The sequence below is a fragment of the Gimesia aquarii genome, from assembly GCF_007748175.1.
GTDB classification, from domain to species: Bacteria; Planctomycetota; Planctomycetia; order Planctomycetales; family Planctomycetaceae; genus Gimesia; species Gimesia aquarii_A.
Genome location: NZ_CP037422.1, coordinates 3,662,172 through 3,685,129, shown reverse-complemented (window position 1 = coordinate 3,685,129; position 22,958 = coordinate 3,662,172). Strand labels below are relative to the sequence as shown.

Annotated in this window: 17 protein-coding genes; 3 read left to right on the top strand and 14 right to left on the bottom strand. The window is 45.1% G+C overall.

Annotated elements, in window-relative coordinates; genetic code table 11:
* Positions 1-149: 149 nt before the first annotated feature.
* From V202x_RS14175 to pheA, 11 genes are all read right to left on the bottom strand, one after another.
* On the bottom strand, positions 150-3,074 hold the full coding sequence (locus V202x_RS14175) for a valine--tRNA ligase (RefSeq protein WP_145175979.1): 2,925 nt from the start codon (positions 3,072-3,074) through the stop codon (positions 150-152).
* Positions 3,075-3,238: 164 nt separating this feature from the next.
* Entirely contained in the window at positions 3,239-4,813 is a 1,575-nt protein-coding gene (gene cimA / locus V202x_RS14170) for a citramalate synthase (protein WP_145175976.1), read from the bottom strand.
* Between the two features lie 465 nt (positions 4,814-5,278).
* Positions 5,279-7,573, bottom strand: coding sequence for a DNA translocase FtsK (locus V202x_RS14165; protein WP_145175973.1), 2,295 nt, complete (start codon positions 7,571-7,573; stop codon positions 5,279-5,281).
* Between the two features lie 502 nt (positions 7,574-8,075).
* Positions 8,076-8,702 (bottom strand): phosphopantothenoylcysteine decarboxylase, encoded by a 627-nt coding sequence (locus tag V202x_RS14160; protein ID WP_145175969.1) that lies wholly within the window; start codon positions 8,700-8,702, stop codon positions 8,076-8,078.
* Between the two features lie 49 nt (positions 8,703-8,751).
* Positions 8,752-9,291: a bifunctional phosphopantothenoylcysteine decarboxylase/phosphopantothenate--cysteine ligase CoaBC gene (gene coaBC, locus V202x_RS14155; RefSeq protein ID WP_145175966.1), complete on the bottom strand. Its 540-nt coding sequence runs from the start codon at positions 9,289-9,291 to the stop codon at positions 8,752-8,754.
* A 37-nt stretch (positions 9,292-9,328) separates the two neighbouring features.
* Positions 9,329-9,607, bottom strand: a complete 279-nt coding sequence (locus tag V202x_RS14150) for a DNA-directed RNA polymerase subunit omega (protein ID WP_144986948.1) — start codon at positions 9,605-9,607, stop codon at positions 9,329-9,331.
* Positions 9,591-10,193: a guanylate kinase gene (gene gmk, locus V202x_RS14145; RefSeq protein ID WP_145175963.1), complete on the bottom strand. Its 603-nt coding sequence runs from the start codon at positions 10,191-10,193 to the stop codon at positions 9,591-9,593. The genes V202x_RS14150 and gmk overlap by 17 nt, the downstream gene beginning before the upstream one ends.
* Before the next feature lie 66 nt (positions 10,194-10,259).
* Positions 10,260-11,144, bottom strand: a complete 885-nt coding sequence (locus V202x_RS14140; RefSeq protein ID WP_145175960.1) for a YicC/YloC family endoribonuclease — start codon at positions 11,142-11,144, stop codon at positions 10,260-10,262.
* An 84-nt stretch (positions 11,145-11,228) separates the two neighbouring features.
* Complete coding sequence (secG, locus tag V202x_RS14135) at positions 11,229-11,789, bottom strand: preprotein translocase subunit SecG (protein ID WP_145175957.1); 561 nt, start codon at positions 11,787-11,789, stop codon at positions 11,229-11,231.
* A 166-nt stretch (positions 11,790-11,955) separates the two neighbouring features.
* The gene (gene tpiA, locus V202x_RS14130; protein ID WP_197992866.1) at positions 11,956-12,729 is read right to left on the bottom strand and encodes a triose-phosphate isomerase; all 774 of its coding nucleotides are present in this window, start codon (positions 12,727-12,729) and stop codon (positions 11,956-11,958) included.
* A 291-nt stretch (positions 12,730-13,020) separates the two neighbouring features.
* The gene (gene pheA / locus V202x_RS14125; RefSeq protein WP_145175951.1) at positions 13,021-14,205 is read right to left on the bottom strand and encodes a prephenate dehydratase; all 1,185 of its coding nucleotides are present in this window, start codon (positions 14,203-14,205) and stop codon (positions 13,021-13,023) included.
* A gap of 693 nt (positions 14,206-14,898) precedes the next feature.
* Between pheA and dnaK the strand changes: the two genes are divergently transcribed.
* Together dnaK and clpB are read left to right on the top strand one after the other, a co-directional pair.
* Positions 14,899-16,809: a molecular chaperone DnaK gene (gene dnaK / locus V202x_RS14120; protein WP_145175947.1), complete on the top strand. Its 1,911-nt coding sequence runs from the start codon at positions 14,899-14,901 to the stop codon at positions 16,807-16,809.
* A gap of 293 nt (positions 16,810-17,102) precedes the next feature.
* Positions 17,103-19,718, top strand: coding sequence for an ATP-dependent chaperone ClpB (clpB, locus tag V202x_RS14115; protein WP_145175943.1), 2,616 nt, complete (start codon positions 17,103-17,105; stop codon positions 19,716-19,718).
* Between the two features lie 66 nt (positions 19,719-19,784).
* Here clpB and V202x_RS14110 read toward each other — a convergent pair whose 3' ends face one another.
* Both V202x_RS14110 and V202x_RS27475 read right to left on the bottom strand, forming a co-directional pair.
* Complete coding sequence (locus V202x_RS14110) at positions 19,785-20,171, bottom strand: VOC family protein (protein ID WP_145175940.1); 387 nt, start codon at positions 20,169-20,171, stop codon at positions 19,785-19,787.
* Between the two features lie 87 nt (positions 20,172-20,258).
* Entirely contained in the window at positions 20,259-20,429 is a 171-nt protein-coding gene (locus tag V202x_RS27475) for a DUF6800 family protein (RefSeq protein ID WP_197992865.1), read from the bottom strand.
* Positions 20,430-20,810: 381 nt separating this feature from the next.
* On the opposite strand from V202x_RS27475, the gene V202x_RS14105 reads away from it, so the two are divergent.
* Positions 20,811-21,839: a DUF6268 family outer membrane beta-barrel protein gene (locus V202x_RS14105; protein ID WP_145175936.1), complete on the top strand. Its 1,029-nt coding sequence runs from the start codon at positions 20,811-20,813 to the stop codon at positions 21,837-21,839.
* Between the two features lie 3 nt (positions 21,840-21,842).
* Here V202x_RS14105 and V202x_RS14100 read toward each other — a convergent pair whose 3' ends face one another.
* Positions 21,843-22,946 carry a Gfo/Idh/MocA family protein gene (locus tag V202x_RS14100; protein ID WP_145175933.1) on the bottom strand — a complete coding sequence of 368 codons (1,104 nt, stop codon included), beginning with the start codon at positions 22,944-22,946 and terminating at the stop codon, positions 21,843-21,845.
* Positions 22,947-22,958 lie beyond the last annotated feature (12 nt).

Sequence of the window (22,958 nt, the reverse complement as noted above, 5' to 3'; positions counted from 1 at the left end):
CTCCTGTGGTCGGGCAGAGAAAATAACACAGCCAACCAGAATGAGTTAAATATTCCTGAATCAGAACGTCTTTATTTTAGTATGATTATTATACACCGCCCAATGGCAGCACAACAGGATTCTAATGAAATGATAGCCGGAAACTTTCACTATTTTTCTTTTAATTGTGCGATTGTCTCGAGGATACTTTGATGTTTTTTTTGTAATCCAGCTAGGGTCTCTTTGACACCCTCAACGACTTCAGCCGGCGCTCGATCAACAAAGTTCTTGTTGGCCAGTTTTTTCTCAGTTCCTTCGATGTGTTTCTTTTGTTTTTCTGCTTCTACTTCCAGGCGTTTCAGTTCTGCTTCTAGATCAATCACACCTTCCAGTGAAATAAAGCCATCGACATCATTTAGAGAAAACGTGGCTGACCCACTGGGACGTTGTACGTCAGCCCCGGCCGACTCCAATAGTGTTTTTGCTAAATTATCAAATTGGCTGGCAACATTTTGCATGTCATCAGCCACCTCAGATTCACAGCGTAGGAATAATTTTAGTGGTACTGAAGGTGAGATTTTGTAAACGGCACGAATATTACGAACCGCGACGATCATTTCCTGCAGACGTTCGAAGCGTTTTTCCAACTGGGAATCTTGCCAGCCTTTTGGTGGTTCTGGCCAGGCAGCGATCGTCACACTTTCCACAGCTGGTTCCGGATTGAATAATCCGCGTTCGGGGGCAATTTCATTCAAGCGTTGCCAAAGCTCTTCAGTAATGAATGGTACAAAAGGCTGGAGCAGCCGCAGTAGTGAATCGAGTACGCCTACTAATACTCGCTGAGCAGCCGGTTTTTGATCTTTATCCCAGAGACGGGGTTTAATCATTTCGAGATACCAGTCACAAAATTCGTTCCAGGTAAAGTCGCGAATGGCGCGAGTTGCGACGTCAAATTGATAACGATTTAAAACGGTTGTCATTTCTTCCGCAACACTGGAGAGACGGCTCAAGATCCAGCGGTCTTCCATTGTTAAATCAGCTTCATTTAGTGGAGCAGGGGTGTACCCTTCAAGATTGAGCATTGCAAAGCGGCTCGCGTTCCAGAGTTTATTGCAGAAGTTTCTACCATACTCAAAACGTTCACTCACGATACGAGCCACTTTTTCACCTGGATCGGGGTCAAACCAGGGGCTGGTGTACTGATACGTTTTTCCGCTCTTAGGGAATTTGATGCGTGGTTTCTCACCACCCGCGGGAATGGTTTTCTGATGTTTTAGAGTCTGAGGTACAACTTCACCAGTTTCCGGATCTTCGTATCCGACGGGCAGTCTGACATCCTGGGTTTCTCCAGCAAATGAGGCGATCGTAAACCGCACGGCATCGACGCCGTATTTATCGATGAGGTCCATCGGGTCTACGCCGTTTCCTTTTGATTTGGACATTGTCTGACCAAAACCATCGAGAATTTTAGGATGGATACAGACATGTTTGAAAGGAATATCGTCCATATTATAGAGACCGGTCAACACCATTCGGGCAACCCAGAGTGTGATAATATCCCGACTGGTGACGAGAACACTTCCCGGATAAAAGTAATCCAGGTCCGGATTTTTATCAGGCCAGCCAAGTGTGGCATGTGGCCATAAGGCGCTGCTGAACCAGGTATCCAGCACATCTTCATCCTGCGTTAATTGATGGTCGGCTCCCAGCTCATCGCCCGTCAGATCAGTTTCACTACAGATGAGCCAACAGGTATCTTCATCATCACGCCGGTAGCTTACATCATAGCGGTCATCAAATGCCTGTTTGAGATCTTCCTCAGAACAGGTTTCACAATACCAGATTGGGATACGGTGTCCCCACCAGAGTTGACGGCTGATGCACCAGTCTCGTTTTTCCTTGAGCCAGTCAAGATAAGTTTTGGAATAACGACTGGGGAAGAATCGCACACGACCATCTTCAACAGCATCGATGGCCGACTGAGCCAAGGTGTCCATTTTGACAAACCATTGATCCGACAAATAAGGTTCGATCGGAGTTTTCGAACGGTCGCTATGTTTGACCGGAATCAGACGGTCTTCCACTTCAATGAAGAAGCCCAATTGATCCATATCAGCGACGATTTTTTTGCGTGCTTCATAACGATCTAGCCCTGCATAGTCTTCACCGGCTTCGTTGATGGTTCCGTCAGGATTGAGAATGTTGATCAATTCCAGATCATTTCGCAATCCACAAGCATAGTCATTCGGATCATGGGCGGGAGTGACTTTGACGGCTCCGGTTCCCAGATCTTTATCTGCCAGTAAAGCGTCTGCGATAATCGGGATTTCACGTCCGTTTAATGGAATGCGTACGTTTTTTCCAATTAAATGAGTATACCGCTCATCTGAAGGATGCACACAGACCGCTGTGTCACCGAGCATTGTTTCAGGGCGTGTGGTAGAAAAGGAAATCCGTTCATCACTATCGACTACCGGATATTGGAACGTCCAGAACTGTCCATCGACATCTTCTGAAAACACCTCATCATCGGCAACGGCGGTTTGCAAGAATGGATCCCAGTTTACCAGGCGTTTACCACGAAAAATCAGACCATCGGAAAAGAGTTTCAGAAATGTGCGTCTCACTGCTTTGGAGCACATCTCATCCAGTGTGAAACGCGTACGCTGCCAATCGCAACTGGCTCCCAGTTTACGTAATTGATTTAGAATTCGTTTTTCATACTGGTCTTTCCATTCCCAGATACGCTCTACTAATGCATCACGTCCGATATCGTGGCGAGTCAGATTTTCTTCTTCTTTCATGCGGCGTTCAACAACCGCCTGTGTCGCGATGCCAGCATGATCGGTTCCCGGCATCCAGAGCGCTTCATATCCTTCCATCCGACGCCAGCGGGTAATCAGATCCTGCAGAGTTCCATTCAACGCGTGACCCATATGCAGGGCACCTGTAACGTTGGGAAGCGGAATCATAATCGTGTGTTGTTGTTTTTCCGGGTTCGGTTCGGCGTGGAAATAGCCTTTCTCTTCCCAGAATTGATACCATTTCTCTTGTGCACTCTCAGGATGATATTGTTTATCAAGCGATTCGGTCATGAGTTACTATTGAGTCTTGTTTGAGGTTTGAGGGACCTGGTTGATGTATGAGTATCATTCGTCAATGAATAGAGCCTGTCGGAGCAGCTAAACATGACTGATCAGACTCAGATATAGCAAAAATAGTTGTTGCGGGCATTATTGAAGGTCGCGGTTTCTGCATTCTAGTCGGAAAAAGTTCCTTTATCCTTATAGAGCTTGTATTCGACGCTATCTACGAGTGCCAGCCAGCTCGCTTCGATGATATTTTCACTGACTCCGATACTGCTCCAGACATCGTGTTCATCTCTACTCTCAATGACTACTCGTACGCGGGCGGCAGTGCCCTCTGCAGAGTTGATGACACGTACTTTGTAATCAACCAGATGCATCTTTTCGAGTGCTGGGTAAGCAGGGCAGAGGGCTTTGCGGAGTGCCGTGTCTAATGCGTTGACAGGACCATCGCCTTCGCCGACAACATGTTCCTGATGACTGTTGACGTTTAGTTTAATGGTCGCTTCTGTAAGCGGTTCATGAGTGTGATCTGATTCAACATTGACTCGATAATGAATTTTCTCGAAGTGAGGTGTGAATGTTCCTGCGACTTTTTTGACGAGCAGATCGAACGAGGCTTCCGCCGCTTCAAACTGATAGCCGATGTTTTCCAGATCCTGAACCTTTTCCAAGATTTTGGTAAGAAGCTCTGGATCATGATCGAGTTTATATTTTGTCGTTTTTGCGACAATGTTGGAACGGCCGGACAGCTCACTGACAAGTACTTTCCGCTCATTACCAACCACTTCCGGTTCGATGTGTTCGTAACTTCTGGCGATACGATTGACGGCGTGAACGTGCATGCCGCCTTTGTGTGCAAAGGCACTACTACCAACAAACGGTTGGCTCGATCGAAAATTCATATTTGCCAGTTCGTAAACATAGCGCGATAGTTCGGTCAGATTATGTAAATTGTTGTCAAGTAGAACCGAATGGCCTTCCTGTTTTGTGACTAGATTGGCGATCACACTAATCAGATCAGCATTTCCACAACGCTCGCCGATTCCATTGACCGTACCCTGAACTTGTACGGCTCCATGCTCTACCGCAGTTAATGAGTTAGCTATTGCGACATCACAATCGTTGTGACAGTGAATGCCCAGAGGGGTTTTCAACTCACTTCGAACGAGGTCGAGATATTTGGCAATGACTTCAGGCAGGCTTCCGCCATTCGTATCGCAGGGGATAATGATATCTGCGCCACCTTCGGCAGCTGCCTTAATCGTTTTTAAAGCGTAATCCGGATTCGCTCGAAATCCATCAAAGAAGTGCTCCGCGTCATAGATCACTTCACGTCCGCACGATTTAATGAAGGAGACTGAATCTGTAATCATGGCCAGATTCTCTTCGAGACTCACTCGTAGAACTTCTGTGACATGCAAATCCCAAGTCTTACCGACGATAGTAACAACGGGTGCCTGGGAGTCGCGGAGTGCCTGCATGCCAACATCATCTTTTGCGGCAATATCTTTACGACGTGTCATTCCAAAGGCAGTGACTTTAGCGTGTTTCAGATCCATTTCTGCGACGCGCTGGAAATATTCTGTGTCTTTGGGATTTGAAAGCGGATAGCCACCTTCAATATAGTCGAAGCCCATTTCATCAAGCTTTACGGTAATTTGCAGCTTATCTTCCAATGAGAAGTTGATGCCTTCTCCCTGGCTGCCATCCCGCAAAGTTGTGTCATACATCTGAATTCGGGCCATCTTAGGGGCTTTCTTTTTCTGTTATTCTTTGAAAATTCAAGAGTCGCTGGTTGATTTAGACTGTATCCTGTTCGAGTCACACTAAAAATAAACCTTTTGCACTATGAAATGATCTCCTGTTATTTTCTTTCAGGTTATCTTGTCACAGTCCTTGATGAGTCTTGGTCAATGCAATAAAAAAACCTCAGGTTGTGACCTGAGGTTCTGAAAATCTGTTAAATTGATAATGATCCTCAAGTCATAGTGAGCCTGTAATTTCGCAAATAATAATAATGCTGCTGACGCAGACGATATTTGAAACAGGCATCATTGACGAAAAGACCTTCTAATCCTAGTGAAAATGGCTAATTATACGCTTTGTAATGGAAAGATCATAAGCAGAGCGGCTGTGGTAGTCAAACAGAATTCACGACTTCAGACATCTTTTAAGGCAATAAGTAAAGAATAATAGGGCGAAATGCCGCGTTATACGAACTCTTCTTCGTATTCTTCTTCTTCATAATCGTCTTGGAAGTCGTTTTGCTTTGCGGCTTCCCATTCATCGATTGTATACAAGACTTCACGTGCCTGTGAGCCGTTGTACTCACCGACAATACCATCTTCTGCCATGTAATCGATCAAACGGGCACCACGACCATAGCCTACTCCAAGTGCTCGTTGTAATAGAGAAACAGAGCCGCGGCCTTCGCGAATAACCACTTCAACTGCCTCATTATACAGGCTGTCCTCTTTACGTTCAGACTCACCACCATTATTCTTCTTTGAGTTTGCGGCTGTGATTTGAGCCAGTTCTGGACTGTATTCTGGTTCCATATCGCCAAAGAAGTCGATTACATTTTCGATTTCTTCATCACTCACGTAGGCTCCTTGAGCACGAGTCAGTTTACTGGTTCCGGGAGCCAGGTAGAGCATATCACCATTGCCGAGCAGAGCATCAGCACCATTTTCATCCAATACCACACGGCTATCACCACGGCTGGCAACCTGAAACGAAATTCGGGCAGGGAGGTTAGATTTAATCAGCCCTGTAATGACATCGACGGTTGGTTTTTGAGTTGCGAGTACCAGGTGAATGCCCACAGCCCGCGATTTCTGAGCCAGACGGATAATGTGTGCTTCCACATCTTTACCTGATGTCATCATCATATCTGCAATTTCATCTGCAACGATCACGATGGAAGGCATTTTTTCTGGCATTTGCTGTGCTTCTTCTGAATCAGGATCAATGTCAGCCAGCTCTAAGATTTTTTGTTTTCCGAGTTTGTTGAAGCTTTCAATGTTCCGAGCACCACAGCGAGCGAGAAGGTCATAGCGTTCTTCCATTTTGTCGACAGCCCACGCCAAAACTGCTTCCGCTTTTTTCATATCGGTAATTACAGGGTGCATCAAATGGGGAATTCGCTTGTAACCACTTAACTCCACCATTTTTGGGTCGATCATCAACATCTTGACTTCGTTGGGAGTCCGCGTCATCAGTAACGAAAGAATGAGTGTATTGAGACAGACACTTTTACCTGTTCCAGTACGTCCTGCAATCAATAGATGAGGCAGTTTAGACAGGTCAGCTGTCAGAGGGCGGCCACTCACGTCTTTACCCATGAATAGTGGAATTCGATTGCGATCTGCTTCTTGAGAACAGGCCTCAATCAGTTCTTTCAAACGTACCATGACTTGCTTTTCGTTAGGAACTTCGACACCCACCGTATTTTTTCCGGGGATAGAAGGCACAACTCGCACTGATGGCACTCGTAAGGCGACCGCGAGGTCATGAGCCAGTGCTGTCACTTTGGCAACACGTAATCCAGGTTTCAAATTGAGTTCGAATAGAGTTAAAACGGGACCGGTATCGATTTCAGAAACTTGAATATCCAAGCCAAAATCGGCGAATGTATTTTCCAAAACTTCGGCTGCTTCTTCCGCTTTTTTCGCTAATAACTCAAATGGAAAGTTTTCCGCTTCTTCCAGAAGTTCTAGCCCGGGCAGCTTATACGAGCTGTTTTTTTTTTGCTCGATGGGTCGAGGCTCGCGCGACAGGCGAAGGCCCGCTGGCGGATTCACTTTGATCGGTTTTCGAACTTTCGCTTTTTTCAGTTTTGGAGCGGCAACGACTTCTTCTTCATACTCTTCTTCTTCATCTTCAGCGACGACATCTTCGTCTTCGTCCTCTTCGTATTCTTCTTCAGCTTCTTCCTCCAATTCTGAAGGGTCACGGCTTAAAATTCGAAACGGAAATGAGAGACAGGAAAAAAGAAACCGGACAGGCATCGTATCAGCTGTTAATAAGAGCCCTGCAAAAAACATGGAAGCTAACAGAATTAAGGAACCAGCAACAGAAAATTTTGCTTCCAAAAATGAGAATCCAAGTGCACCAATATAACCACCACTGCCAATCAGAGGTGTCGTGCTGTTATTGCCTAACATCATTTGACTGACAATACAGACCGAGGCTAAAATCAGCGCAAGTCCAAAGAGTTCTACCATCGCGCCAACTGCCTGTTGACGTGAAAACATACGCATATCAATCACGATCAACGCCAGAAAGATTCCCCAGGCACCTACACCAAAGCCGGTTCGCAAAAGATGAGCGACATGGGCTCCTGTAGTTCCACACAGATTTTGAGCGGCTTCACGGACAGGGTAGACCAGTTGCGCAGGAGGATCAGCGGGGTCATAGCTGAAGAGACTCAGTCCGAGAAAGACTGTGACTGCCAGCAACCCAAGCGCAATTAAATCTGTTTTGAACCGTTGAATGTCGATCATGACGACCAACCTGCAAATCTATACAAAAAATGGAGGCCAATTTATTTAAAAAATGAAATCAACGGCGCGCAAAGCGAACGCAAAAAAGTGCTTACTTTTTTCAGAAGGCATTAGATTTTTGCATGGAAAGAAAATTGTTCCCGTTTGCGAGTAAACCCAAGAACATCAACAAACGGGAACATTTTCACGACTATTGTCTCAATCAGGGGGAATTGAGACGTACCAAACAAAAGTATGTTTTCTGCTAGATGTTGATTTCCTTAACTATTCAAACCTAGCACACGAACGACGGGCATGTCGGAAAAACTCAACAAACTATGTTGCGTTTCTGCCTCATACGAGCGGGTTGATCGGGTTAGTAAAGACAGTTGAAGTTGAAAGGACTGGTTGTGCGAATAGAACAGATTGTAACGTTTGTCATTTCTGATACCGGGGCTTCTGAGTTCAGGTCCGTTTACTGTCCCCTGTTTCTACCACTAGATTGGTAGCATCGGCTTTCGCATTATTTTCCAGCGATGTGTGCTTGTACCCAGGAGATGAGTGATTCTGCTACTTGAGATTTCTCACCAGAATAAGTGGCGACGGTTTCCTGGCTTTGATCGATGACTTCCACATAATTTTCAGTGGAACCGATGGCATTCACGCCGTTGAGGACAATCGCATCGCATTTTTTGCTGTAGAGTTTGCGGACTGCATTGAAGCGAGCATCCTGTGACTCCAGAGCAAAGCCAATCACCCAGCGGTGGCCTTTCTGTGTCCCCAGTTCGGCTAGTACATCAATCGTTTCTACCAGTTCCAAAGTGATCGCTTCGCCGGTTTTGGCGATTTTACCTGGTTTACGGGTTTTAATCCGATAATCACAGACCGCCGCTGTTCCGATAACCCCATCACATTCAGGGAAGAGGGTTTCGCATTGGGCATACATCTCATCCGTCGTTTCAACATGATAGATTTCACATCCTTCAGGTGGAGGCAACCTGACCGGTCCGGATACAAGAGCTACTTCGTGTCCGGCCTGAATCGCAGAATGTGCCAAAGCATATCCCATCTGGCCACTGCTGGCATTGGAAAGATAACGTACGTCATCAAGATATTCACGGGTGGGCCCAGCAGTGATAAGAATTCTCATAAGTTTCGTTTACTTCAAGCGAATTGAAAGTGATCGGCAATGTCTTGAATCAATTTAGTAATTCTTCAATTCGTGTTAAAATCTCTGCAGGCTCTGCCATGCGGCCTTTTCCAATGACCCCACAACTGAGCCAGCCTTCTCCCGGTTCTACGATGTGAATTCCATCCTCTTTGATCTGACGCAGATTACGCTGTACTGCAGGCTTGGCCCACATATCCGCATTCATCGCCGGGGCAATCAGGATGGGGGCAGTACAGGTTAATGTAAGTGTTGAAAGGAGATCCTCAGCCAGGCCATGAGCAAGTTGAGCAATGACATTCGCTGTTGCCGGTGCGATGACAAAAAGTTCTGCTCGGCGGGCCAGGCCAATATGCTCTCCCTGGAAATGTTCTCTAGGGGAAAAACTACCTTGGTATACCGGGCGACCAGTTAATGCTTCGAACGTAGTTGCTCCAATAAACTTTTCGGCCGCCTTGGTCATTACTACACTGACAGCCGCCCCTTTCTGGACCAGTTTACTGGTAAGGTCAGCTGTCTTATAAGCGGCAATCCCGCCTGAAACACCTAATAAAATTTCACGCCCCTGCATGGGTAAATTTCCGGAGCAAATGGATCTGATGAATCAATTAAATCAGATCTTCGAGTGTAGGACCTGCATCATCAAATTCGACTGCATCTAAAGGACTTCCATCATCATTGATCGCAACTTCGCCTGATTGATCCAGATAGATCTTATCTTCCATGATCTCTTTGACGACCACTTCAATATGGTTTTTAGTTTGCATCTCAACCAGTGGCCGCGCCCCTCGGTTGAGAGCGACGATTCGTTTCTGAATAAGTGAAGACAATTTAAATCGACCGCCAACTTTGTTAACGATCTCTTCTTCTTTAAATTCTTCCAGCATTGATTTCTTGCTCCCGTTGTTTCAGGATGGTGCCAATTTCATTGACAGCCCGATCCAGTTCGTCATTAATAATGACATGATTATAATACTCGGCCAACTCCAACTCCTTACGGATCGTTGCGAGCCGTTTTTCGATAATTTCTTCTGATTCCGTCCCTCGATCCCGAATTCGCTTTTCATATTCTTCATCAGAACTCGTTCTGACAAACAGCGTCATGGTCTGTGGAAACTGTTCTTTAAGCTTCAATGTACCTTGAACATCTATTTCGAGAAAGGGCCAGCCACCTTCTTTGGCTGCGCGATCTACTTCCGATTTTAGCGTACCGTACCAGTATCCCAACCCATGTACCTGTTCGCACTCAAGTAATTCGTTATTTTTCCGTCGTTCCTCAAATTCTTCTGGCGTCAGGAAATAGTAGTCCTGGCCATCAATTTCTCCGTTACGTATCGGACGAGTCGTGGCTGAGATGGCTTTGATCAATTTGACAGGAGACTCTTGCAATAGCCGTTTTACGATCGTGGTTTTACCGCTGGCAGTCGGTCCAGAGAGTACGACGATTGGTATTTCTGCTTGAGGATTTGACACGTTACAAAACTCCAGAGCGATCCCTGTGTCGTCTCGATGTTGAATATTTATGGACAAGTTTATATGTTATTCTACGTTTTGGACGTTTTCTCGAATCTTCTCGACAGCAAGCTTCATCTCGATCACAGCATGCGAGATTTCAACATCATTGGCTTTAGATCCGATGGTATTGATTTCTCGAAACATTTCCTGAACCAGAAACTCCAGCTTTTTACCCTGGGATGTTGAGCCGTTCAATATTGTATCAAATTGTTCCAGGTGGCAATCCAGACGGCTGAGTTCTTCATTGATGTCAGAGCGATCTGCAAACAGGCTGACTTCCCGAATCAGGCTGTCTGAATCAAGGTCGACTTCCTGGTCTTCGAGCAAATCGCTTAGTCTCTGATGTAATCGATCTCGATAGTTGGTAACGACACGTGGCGCAATTTCTTTTACGATCTTTAGTTGTTCACAGATTATCTGATTACTGGCAAGAAGATCGGCTTGTGCTGACTCACCTTCCTTTTTACGGAATTCTGTTAAATCTTCCAATGCTTCCCGAAGTGCTTGTTCGATCAATGGCCAATCCGATTCAGGTGTGTGTGATTTTGAGTCGTTGTCAAGAACAGCCCCAGGCAAGGAAAGCAGACTATTAAGATCATCCGGAAGTGGAAGGTGACAGGCCTGAGTGATATTTTTCAGCTGTTCCCAATACTGTTTGACAACCTCTTCATCCAGTAAATAATCACTCGTTCGATCAAGATGATTGATTTTCAGTGTGAGATTAACCGTTCCGCGCGTAATCGAACTCCGCAATTGCTTTTCAATCTGACTGCCAAGCTTTGCGTAAAAATCCGGGTAACGGGTCGATATTTTTAAATAACGGTTGTTGACGGTTCGAATTTCAGCTTGGACCGATAATCGGTCATCTTCTGCTGTCGAACTTCCAAAACCAGTCATGCCTAGCAGCACAACACACTCTTTTCTGAAAACAGGAATCGATGGAAGTTAAGAGAACAGTCTCTCATTAAATTGATTTCATTTATGCCGCGAAGACTAGTTCGATTTTGGTTCAGACTTAGGCTTCTCAGTTTCTGCAGGGGTATCCTGTTTTTTCTCTGCAGGTGTAGTGGCATCTTTGGGTTTGGCTGTATCCGTTTTTTCTTCTGATTTCGTTGTGGATGATTTTTCGTCATCTTTTGGAGCTGGTTCTGTCTTTGACTCTGAAGGAGCCTCAGCTTCTTTTTTGTCTTTGAGGTCTGTATTGAATTTTGGATCTTCTGGTGCTTCAGTAATTAGTGGATCCTGAGCATTCTCTTCACCTGGCTTCATTTCTGTTTTATCAGAAGTCACAGCCGCAGAGCCTCCTGTAAACCTGCCAGAATTATTTCTGGCCACGATTCCGGATACACCAGCTAAGATGACCCAGATGACTGCCATGATGACTGTGATTTTGGTAAACACATCACCGGCTTTGGTTCCTAAAGCACTCTGTCCACCAGAGCCACCAAAGGCGCCCGCCAATCCACCACCGCGTCCTTTTTGAAGCAAGATAATGATGATCAAAAGAATCCCTAAGAACATCAACAGGGTCATCATCAAGTATGAAAGCAGCATTGTGTTATCCTATTGTGGCGATCACGAATGATATTTATTTAAATAGTGCGGACGATTTTCTGAGAAGAAACGATAATTTCAGCGTATCATACCGTAGTAAGCTACGATCTGTAAATCGATTCTGTAACTCGAGTAGAGACGAATCGAGAGAAATTGCCAGCTTAAATTAACTCTCTGCTAATTCAACGGCTGCCTGAATAATAGGGATAAAAAGCTCAGCTTTCAAGCTGGCTCCCCCAACCAGGGCGCCATCCACATTTTCCTGAGAGAGTAATTCTTTCGCGTTATCAGGTTTGACGCTGCCCCCATAGAGAATTCGCGTTGAATCAGCAATCTCTGCAGAGTAGTGATCTTTGAGCCAGTTTCTGAGATATTGATGAGCCGCTTCTGCCTGATCGGGAGTGGCAGTCAAGCCAGTTCCGATTGCCCAGACTGGTTCATAAGCGATCACAATTTTGTCAAAGGCAGCTGAGTTAACACCTTCCAGACCACCTGTCATCTGGGTGTCGAGGACAGCCTCGGTCTGTTCAGATTCACGTTCACTTTGCAGCTCTCCGACGCACAAAACAACCTGAAGTCCAGCATCGAGGGCTTTTTTTACTTTTAAATTAATATCAGCGTCGGTTTCTTTGAGGATATGTCGTCGTTCACTATGTCCAAGTATGACTGAGCGACAACCCACATCAGAGAGCATTTCAGTTGAAATTTCGCCCGTGAATGCGCCAGGCGATTCATGATAACAATTTTGGGCACCAAAACCGACTCCCGATCCGTTTACGATATCACCGATTGTGCTCAGGTAAGGAAAGGGGGGGCAAACCAGCACTTCAACCGCTGTCTTTTCTTTTGGAACTTCAGCTGCCAAAGCTTGGGCCAATTGTGATCCAGTGTCTTTGGTGGTATTCATTTTCCAGTTGCCAGCTACAATAAAGCGACGCATGATTCATCCTGCTAATTAAATGAAGTAAATGTGCTGAAGGTTCTCTGTCTTTTATTTAGTTCTTGACTTCTCTTTCGCTTTCAATATGAAAGAGAAGTGAGAAATTATCCGTATTGTAAAGCATCGGCATACGGAATTTTGACTTCAGAGAGGACATTTTGTGCTGGATAAGTTATTGAGTCAGAAGCAGTGATTCAAGGATACCAGCTGAAAAACCTGAAATGTAACCCTTATTGTCTGGATTTCACGAATTATGAGGGCAAATCAAGGAGACTGCTGATAAAAAGGTGGTTATTCCAAAATGCCACTGCGTGGATAAGAACCCATTGTTTCCAGACGTACCACTCGTTTTTCGAGTTCACTGATGGTTCTTTTAATATGGGCTTCCTGAATATGCCCTTCGAAATCAATAAAGAAGAGATACCCTGGTTCTTCACCTCGTAAGGGAAAGGATTCGATCCAGGTAAGATTGACTTTGTTCTTTTTGAATATTTGCAGCGTATCGGCTAGCGAACCCGCTTTATGAGCAATATGCACTAGAATGGCAGTTCGATCTTTGCCCGTTGGTTCACAGACTTCTTCGCCGATGACAGCAAAACGGGTTACATTGTTGGTGTTATCTTCTATTCCTTCGACGATAATTTGAAGATCATATTCGACTGATGCTTGATGGCTGGCAACGGCAGCTGCACCTGGTTTCGTCGCAGCTAGTTGGGCTGCAGTTGAAGTGCTGGTCACTTCATGTAAGTGTGCTTGTGGCATATTTCTCGAAAGCCATTCACGACACTGGGATAGTGCTTGCGGTTTACTGTAGATTTCCGTGATTTCACTGCGTTCACAACGTGCCAGCAGGTTGTGATGAACAGCGATCAGAACTTCTCCACAAATTCTGAGAGGAAGTCTGGTAAACATATCGAGTGTGTCGACGACGCGTCCATCGGTACTGTTTTCTATGGGTACGACACCAAATTCGGTGTTACCCCGATTTACTTCTTCAAAGACTGCGCCAATTGTATTCACGGGAACCATGTCAGCTTCTTCCCCAAAACGCTCCAGTGCTGCCAAATGGGTATAGCTATACGCTGGTCCAAGATAGGCAACTCGCTGTGGGTGGATTTGTCTGCGAGCAGAACTTAAAATTTGCCGGAAGATTCCTCGAACCGCATTATTGGTAAGTGGTCCAGATGAATTCAGCTTTTCAATGAATTCGCGGAGTTCTTCGTCTGACTTGGGGTCAAACATGGCAGCCCGTGGATCAGGATCTGACTTGATCTGTTTTATCGTCATTGAGCAGCGTTTATTGACCAATTTTACAATTTCACGGTCAATTTTCTTTAACTCGGACTGTATTGAGGCCGGGTTTCTTTTACTGCTACTGCTTTTTCGGGCTGGTTGCTTTTGGGCTGGTTGTTTTTTTACTGCCGCCTTCGATTTGCTTGTTGAGGTGGCTTTTTTAACCGCTTTTTTCTTGGCCATCGGAATCTTTCAGGATGTGAGTCTCGTTTCTGTCTCTCAGAAAATTAACCGCAGCCAGATCACATGCCCTCCCTGGTCGTGCCTTGATGCTTACTGCCAGTTTCACAATTGGATTACAATCCCTTCAGAGCTTCTCAGTTTGGGATTTCTCCCGATCAACAATCTTATTTAAAAATTGTAAGACATTACCTAACAAGCATTTAGGTTGTCAGACGAAAACTGAAAACTTTATATACTGTTTGAATTGATTTTCAAAAAAAATCAACTTAGTCTTCAATTGTTCTAGTTTGTACCGCCGTAATTAAGGGCTGTCAAGCGGTTGAGCCTTACCTCTGAAGTGTTTAGCGTTTATTCTAAGAGCTTGTTTATATAAACTGCCAATATGTCATTCTGACGTGCAGGCAGGCTTGGTTATTGAGGGTGCCAATATGGCATTCTTAATGGTTTGGATTTTCAGTTCGCGAAAACTATTTGGTTTGTAAGTGCTTATTATTAAGTTGTTTAGAGTTTTGTGTTAGATGTTAGAATCGTCTTGGCACATACATTGCTAAGTAAGTAATCAGCTGGTTTCCGGCTAGCTTACTGATTGAAATCATAAGAAGCATACGATTGATGTACATGACAGTGGATTTCGTTTTGCGACAGTGTCTAGTACAGATCTGAATTAGGAATAAAGAAAGAGGGGAAACTCGAATGTCGTCTCAAGGTGAAAAGATCATTGGAATTGATTTAGGAACCACAAACTCAGTGGTTTCCATTATGGAAGGTGGGGAAGCCAAAGTGATTCCTAACTTAGAAGGGAATCGGATTACCCCTAGTGTTGTCGCATTTACCGATAAAGGGGAGACGCTCGTGGGAGAGCCGGCAAAACGTCAGGCTGTGACTAATCCCAAGAATACCGTTTATTCCGTAAAGCGATTTATGGGACGTCGGCACAACGAAGTGCAGAGCGAAGAAAAAATTGTCCCCTATAAAATTATTGGTGGACCTGAAGACTATGTCAAAATAGAGGCAGGTAGTAAAACCTACACCCCGCCAGAAATTTCAGCTTCGATTCTACGGAAATTGAAAGAAGCCGCAGAAAGCTATCTGGGACATAAAGTCAACAAAGCGGTCGTTACTGTTCCCGCTTATTTCAATGATGCTCAACGACAAGCGACCAAAGACGCGGGACAGATTTCTGGTTTGGAAGTTTCGCGAATTATCAATGAACCGACAGCCGCTGCACTGGCCTACGGTTTGGAAAAGAAGAACGACGAAAAAATTGTCGTGTTCGACTTTGGGGGTGGAACGTTTGACGTTTCCGTTCTGGAAGTCGGCGATGAAATCATTGAGACTCTGAGCACGAATGGTGATGGTCATCTGGGGGGGGACGACTTTGACGAAGAGTTGATCAATCATATTGCAGATGCGTTCAAGAAAGAGCAGGGAATAGATCTGCGAGATGATGCAATGGCATTACAACGTTTACGCGAAGCCGCTGAAAAAGCGAAGAAAGAATTGTCTTCTTCTCAATCAACAGACATTAATTTGCCTTTTATTACTGCAGATAGTTCAGGCGCAAAACACTTGCAAATGGCGATCACCCGTTCTGAGTTTGAGAAGTTGATTGATCCTCTTGTAGAGCGTTGTCGAAAGCCTGTTGAACAAGCAATGAAAGATGCAGGACTTGATTCGAGTCAAATCGATGAAGTTGTGTTGGTTGGTGGATCAACGCGTGTTCCCAAAGTTCAGGAATTCGTTAAGAAAATCTTTGGGAAAGAGCCACACAAGGGAGTGAATCCTGACGAAGTGGTTTCTATTGGCGCTGCTATTCAAGGTGGTATTATTTCTGGCGACGTCCAGGATGTTGTGCTGTTAGATGTCACTCCGCTGTCTTTGGGAATCGAAACCGAAGGGGGCGTAATGACGAAACTGGTTGAACGTAACACAACCATTCCTGTGACCAAGGACCAAGTATTTTCGACAGCAGCCGACAACCAAACTGCCGTTACAGTCCGCGTTTTCCAAGGAGAACGGCAGATGGCTACCGACAACCGTTTGTTGGGGCAGTTTAATCTGGAAGAAATTCCACCAGCACCTCGTGGAGTTCCACAGATTAAAGTGGTATTTGATATTGATGTAAATGGAATTTTAAATGTCTCGGCAAAAGATGTTGCTACAGGTAAGGAAACTTCTGTCAGGATTGAGCAGTCCAGTGGTTTGTCTGAAACCGAAATTGAAGAGATGCAGAAACAGGCAGAAGCCCACGCCGATGAAGATAAGAAAAAATTCGAGTTGGCTGAAGCCAAGAATAATGGGTCTCGACTGATTTATGAAGTAGAGAAACTGTTGAAAGAACACGCTGAGAAAATTGATGATTCTTCCAAGTCAGCGATTGAGGCATCAGTGAAAAAAGTGAACGATGCGATCGGTACTGAAGATGCAGCGGCAATCAACTCTGCCTGCGAGGAATTACAGCAGGCAACTCATGCTTTTACAGAGCAGATGTATAAAGAGAGTCAGGCTGCAGGAGCCGATAGTACTTCCGCCGAGGGCGGAGACGCTGCTGCTCCCGCTGAGGAAGAAGATGTAATTGATGCAGAATTTGAGAAAAAAGACTAGAACAGATTTCGTTTTAGTGCTTTACCGAGAACAGGAGGCGGGAGCTCAGGTTTTATTCTGAGTTCCCAACTTCTAAGTAAATAAGACTTTTTCTACTTAATATATTTTGTTTTACATAATAATTTTTTTGTAGTCATGTAGATTAGCAGGTTCATTTTTTCCCACCTCACTGGGCCTGTTCCTTAAACAAAAAACTAAATTCCTAAAAACATTACTTGTCAGCTGGTTATTCACAAAGATAATCCAAGCTGTTGAGTTGCTGCGCAATATTGGAAAAGAATTGGAGGAGCATTATGGCGTTTCGATTTGAAAAGTTGACTGTAAAAGCTCAAGAAGCAGTACAGCGTGCCCAACAAACGGCTGAAGATTTTGGCCAGCAGGAAATCAAGCCTTTGCATTTGCTCAAAGCGCTGTTGGACGAAGAGCAGGGCGTTGTGAAACCTCTGATTCAAAAGATTGGTGCCAATCTTCCTCAGCTTCAAAAAATGGTAGATGACGAAATTCAACGCTTGCCAAAAGTAACCGGAGCGATGACCCAGGTGGGGATTGGTCAGGCATTGCTTCAGGTCCTTCAAGCTGCTCAGGATCGTGCTGATCAGATGCAGGATGATTTTGTCTCGACAGAACATCTGCTGTTGGCTTTTACTACTGTAGATGATCAGGCAAAACGTCTTTTAGAATTAAATGGCATTGAAGAAGGCGATGTGTTGTCTGCTTTGCAGGCTGTGCGAGGTGGTCAACGAGTGACTGATCAAAGTCCCGAGGAAAAATACCAATCGCTGGAGCAATACGGTAAAGACCTTGTGGAACTGGCACGGCAGGGAAAAATCGATCCTGTGATTGGCCGCGATCAGGAAATTCGACGGGTCATTCAAATTTTATCCCGTCGTCGAAAAAATAATCCGGTTTTGATTGGTGAAGCGGGAGTTGGAAAAACAGCAATTGTTGAAGGGCTCGCACATCGTATTGTGATTGGCGATGTCCCCCAGAATCTTAAGAATAAACGGGTGATTGCTCTAGATATGGGGGCACTTATAGCGGGCACGAAATACCGTGGTGAATTTGAAGATCGTTTGAAGGCAGTTCTTAAAGAAATCGAACAGGCCAAAGGGGAGATCATCCTGTTTATTGATGAATTGCATACGGTTGTAGGAGCAGGGGCAGCAGAAGGGGGCGCGGATGCTTCCAATTTATTGAAACCGGCATTAGCGCGCGGAGAATTACATTGCGTGGGAGCCACGACTCTCGATGAATACCGCAAACATATCGAAAAAGACCCCGCTTTAGAGCGACGTTTTCAGCCGGTGATGGTACAGGAACCGACTGTGGAAGACACAATTTCCATCTTGCGTGGCTTAAAGGAACGCTACGAAACGCATCATGGAGTGCGCATTATGGATGATGCGTTAATCAATGCAGCGACATTATCGGACCGTTATATCAACGATCGTTTTCTACCCGATAAAGCCATCGACTTAGTGGATGAGGCAGCCAGCCATTTGCGGATGGAAATGGATTCGATGCCTGCTGAAATTGACGAGGCAACTCGTCAGTTAACTCGAATGCAAATTGAAGCGACGGCTCTGGCAACGGAAACGACGGCGGATAGTAAAGAGCGTCTGGAAGAATTAAGAAAACAGATCGCCGACCGTGAGGAGAGCGTCAATGCGCTAAAGACCCGTTGGGAAACCGAGAAGGAAGCCTTGTCTGGTTTACAGCCATTGAAGGAAGAGATTGATCGATTGAATACAGCTTATGAACAGGCATTTAATCGAGCGCAACAAACAAATTCCAATGAAGACTTTACAACTGCTTATAATGCAGAACAGGAGTTAAATACAGCGCGGAAACGCTTGTCAGAAATGGAAGAACGGGTTGCAGAACTCGGTGATGTCGGTGGCGAACGCTTGTTGCGCGAGGAAGTGACGCCGGAAGATATTGCCAAAGTGATCAGTATGTGGACCGGGATTCCCATTTCGAAAATGTTACAGGGAGAACGTGAAAAGTTATTGAGAATGGAAGAGGAAATCCATCAGCGTATGATCAATCAGAACGAAGCTGTTGAAGCGGTTTCCAATGCGGTCAGGCGTTCTCGTTCCGGCTTACAGGATCAGAATCGTCCCATCGGTTCATTTATGTTCCTGGGACCCACGGGAGTGGGAAAAACGGAATTATGTAAGGCACTTGCCGGATTTCTGTTTGATGACGAACGCAACATGATTCGTATCGATATGAGTGAATTCATGGAGAAACATTCCGTGGCAAGACTCATTGGTGCGCCTCCAGGATACGTCGGTTACGAAGAGGGGGGGCGATTGACGGAAGCGGTACGACGCCAGCCTTATTCTGTCATCTTGTTGGATGAAGTAGAGAAGGCCCACCGTGATGTGTTTAACATTCTCTTGCAATTACTCGATGATGGACGATTGACAGATAGCCATGGGCGAACTGTAGATTTCTCAAATACAATTGTTGTGATGACGTCTAACATTGGCAGTCAGACGATTATGGATTTATCTGGTAAGGAGGATGAGCAGTTGATCCATAACCGTGTGATGGATGCACTGCAGCGCGAGTTTCTACCTGAATTTTTAAATCGAATTGATGAAGCGATTGTCTTCCATCCGCTCGGACGTGAAGAAATTCGCCAGATTGTGGAATTACAATTAAAGAATTTAGCCGCTTTAGTGGAAGAGAATGGGTATACATTGGATGTGTCTGATGCCGCTAAAGATTTGTTAGCGGAAGAAGGTTATGACCCCACGTATGGAGCGCGTCCTTTAAAGCGTACGATTCAGCAGAATATCCAAAATGAACTTGCGAATAAGTTACTGTCGGGAGAATTTTCAGAAGGTGCCACAATCTATGTGAATGCTCATGAAGGATTGTACCTGTTCTCTGAAAAGTAACGGTTCATGATCAGTTCGATTATTATTTGAATCGTCGTTTTGTGGTGAGTCTCTTAAGCCACAACTTTATTCGTCAGTATTAGAATGTAACGCAAGACGATTTCCTTCGCTATCGAGAATGAGGGCTCGAAAGCCGTGCGGACCAATAGAGTGAATCGGTTCGATCACTTTTCCTCCCTTGGCTTCGGCCTGTGTTACTGCATCCCGAATGCGATGATCGACATTCATATAAACCAGGATCCCTTTGTCAGCAGAGATTGCCGATTCATCAAGGATCAGACAAGCACCATTGCCTTGTTCATGATCCAAAACGCCGAATCGAGTTTCATTGAATTGTTCGCAATGAACTTTTACGGAAAGAACTGCTGAATAAAATGCTGCAGCTCGATCAAGGTCAGCCACGGGTATATCGAACCAGACAGCTCGGTTGTGAGTTGAATTGAAGTCTGCCATTTCAATGATCCCCTCAGCGCAAGAAAAAATGACGCTCACTTCAATAAAACGAGCGTCTACTTCAATGATCGATTATAAGAAGGGATCTCAGGCAGATTCTTCTAATACAACAAAAGGGCTGATTTTGCGAACTTTTTCTTTGATCGCTTCTTTTTCCGCAGAGTCTTTTGCCTTGGCGAATTTTTCCCGAAGTTGTTTCAGTTTATGCTTCCGGATTCGACGTTGGGCCAGTTCGCGCCCCTTTTCAACACGTCCCATTTCTTGTGTATTCCTGGTAAAAATGAAAGTATGGTATTGGTCTTATGTATATGTTCTGTCTTCGTTAGCTGATTTTAACATCTATTGAAACAGGGGGCAACGATCAGAGCAGGGCATTTTTCAGAGTCCTTAAGAGAAGCGTATGCTCTGGATTCGGGTTGACCCATTTGTGTTTCCTTGATATTTCTTGCCTCTACATCTCTCTATTCTTTTGACCTCTCCCCATTAATTAATTCTGACATCTGCCCATGGTGGGTGAACTCCACCAGATAGAATCTACATACCTACTTCATTATTCATTTGGAAGACTCAGTTATGCCATTTCAGTCTTTGAGGGCTGTTTTTCTCCTGATAGTTACATCAGTGGTTGTATTGAGCAGTATGACTGGTCGTTTTGCTTATGCTCAGGGACGACTTTCTGAGTTGGGAGCAAAGAAAGCAACAAATCGTGAGTCTTATCGTCGTCACCAAACGATATTTGCACCGCGTGATCAGGATATCAAGCAAATCAGCCAGTCGCCTCAAGTTCCCGAAGTTTTAGATGCTGAAGCTCGTGAGGCGTTAGGAATTCCTCCCCAATTATTGGAATCCGATGATTCCTGGAGTGAGTCGGAAGATGAATGTCTCGAATGCGAAACGTTTGTGCCATTAATTTCTCATAAACGTGCCACGGCTAATGTGACCTGGTTACCTGGTACAGGTGATGATTTAGGAATTTTCAGCCTGAGTTTATCCGAAGCTTTGGAACTACCTCGTTATGAAGGATTCACCATCACACCCCGGTTTGGCGTGCATTATCTGGATGGTCCTGTACGAACTGATTTACCAGCCAGGGTCTACGATACCTCGGTTGCCTTTCGTTGGTTCAATAAATTCAACGAGAAATGGTCATATGAACTCGAAGTAGCACCTGGGGTTTATAGCGACTTTAAAAACGTGACGACTGATTCTCTCAGAATTACCGGAAGAGGGCTCGCCTATTATATGCACTCTCGTTCCAAACAGTTTGTGTTTGGGGTGGTTTATATCGATCGTGAAGATCTCAAATTATTACCTGCTGCCGGTATGATCATGTGGTTTAGTGAAGGATCACGTCTAGAGCTTATTTTTCCAAAACCCAAGTTCACTTATCGTATCGAGAAGAGTGAGGCGCGAGAACGTTGGTTGTATGTAGCTGGTGAATTTGGGGGTGGTTCGTGGGCGATTCGTCGCGCAGGAACGGCAGTTGATGACGTTGTGACATACAACGATCTAAGATTGATTGGCGGAATCGAGACAAAGCATACCAATGGAATGGTGAGCCAGTTTGAAATTGGTTATGTGTTTAATCGTAAGCTGGAATATTTATCGAACAACGGCAATTATGACATCTCTCCCACGGGGATGATTCGCTATCAACTCACATTCTGAAACTTATAAATCGCATTGAATGTCGATCCATGTGCGTTTCTCAAACGATTCCAGTACGGAGTCAGCGACAAGTTGAGCTGAAGCCCCATGATCAAATCCAGGGATGGCGTCCCGTTCTTCCACAATGGCTGATACAAATTCGTAGGCCAAATCGTAACGGAATACGGTACTGGGTACACCCTCATGTGGCTTGCGTGGACTGCCTTCAATAACCAGAAATTCATCCGGTACCGGAAGTTTTTCCATTGTTTGTCCAGGCTTACCGATCAAGATGTTATTGGGGTCTGTCAATTGATAGGCGGCGGAACCTTCGGAGCCATTTACTTCTGCCCATTCATAACCAAAACCATCATTGTGATAGCCTTTCATTAACGTACTCCCTTCCCAGACTCCAACTGCACCATTTTCGAATTGTCCTATTAAGGAAGACCAGTCATCAACTTCAGATGGTTCGCAAGGTTGACCTTCTGCAGTTTTGTCTCGCGGAACAAATTGCGCAACTGCACCACAAATGCTTTTAATCGGACCAAGTAAATCCTGGGCAAAGTCGATGCGGTGAATAGTCATATCAAACAGGTCACCTGCTCCGGCTAACTTTTTACTTTGTCGCCAGCCCCAACTTGACTCAGGCCAATCGAGAAAGCGTTGGCTACGGAAGTGACGGGGAGTCCCCAGTGCTCCTGATTCCACAAGATGTTTCACATAACGCATGGAAGGGGCAAAGCGATATGTGAATGCCGTCATATGTCGCAGGTTGGCATCGCGAGCGGCCCGATACATTTCAGCCGATTCTGTATAATTTAATCCTAAGGGCTTTTCACACATCACATGTTTTCCCCCTCGAATGCAAGCCATTGCGATTTCATGATGTGTAAAGTTGGGAGTGGCGATGATGACCGCGTCGATTTCAGGATCTTCAGCAATTTCTTCATACTTGGTAGAGGCTTTGGTTTTTCCCCAATCGGATTGGCGCTGTGCCAGTAGTTCTGAGTTAGGATCACAAATCGCAGCCAGTTCTGCTCGCGGATCGAGATCGATGCCGGGGACATGGTGATAATCAGAGACGGCACCAGCACCAATAATGCCGATACGAATGGAGTCTGTCATAAATACGCCTTT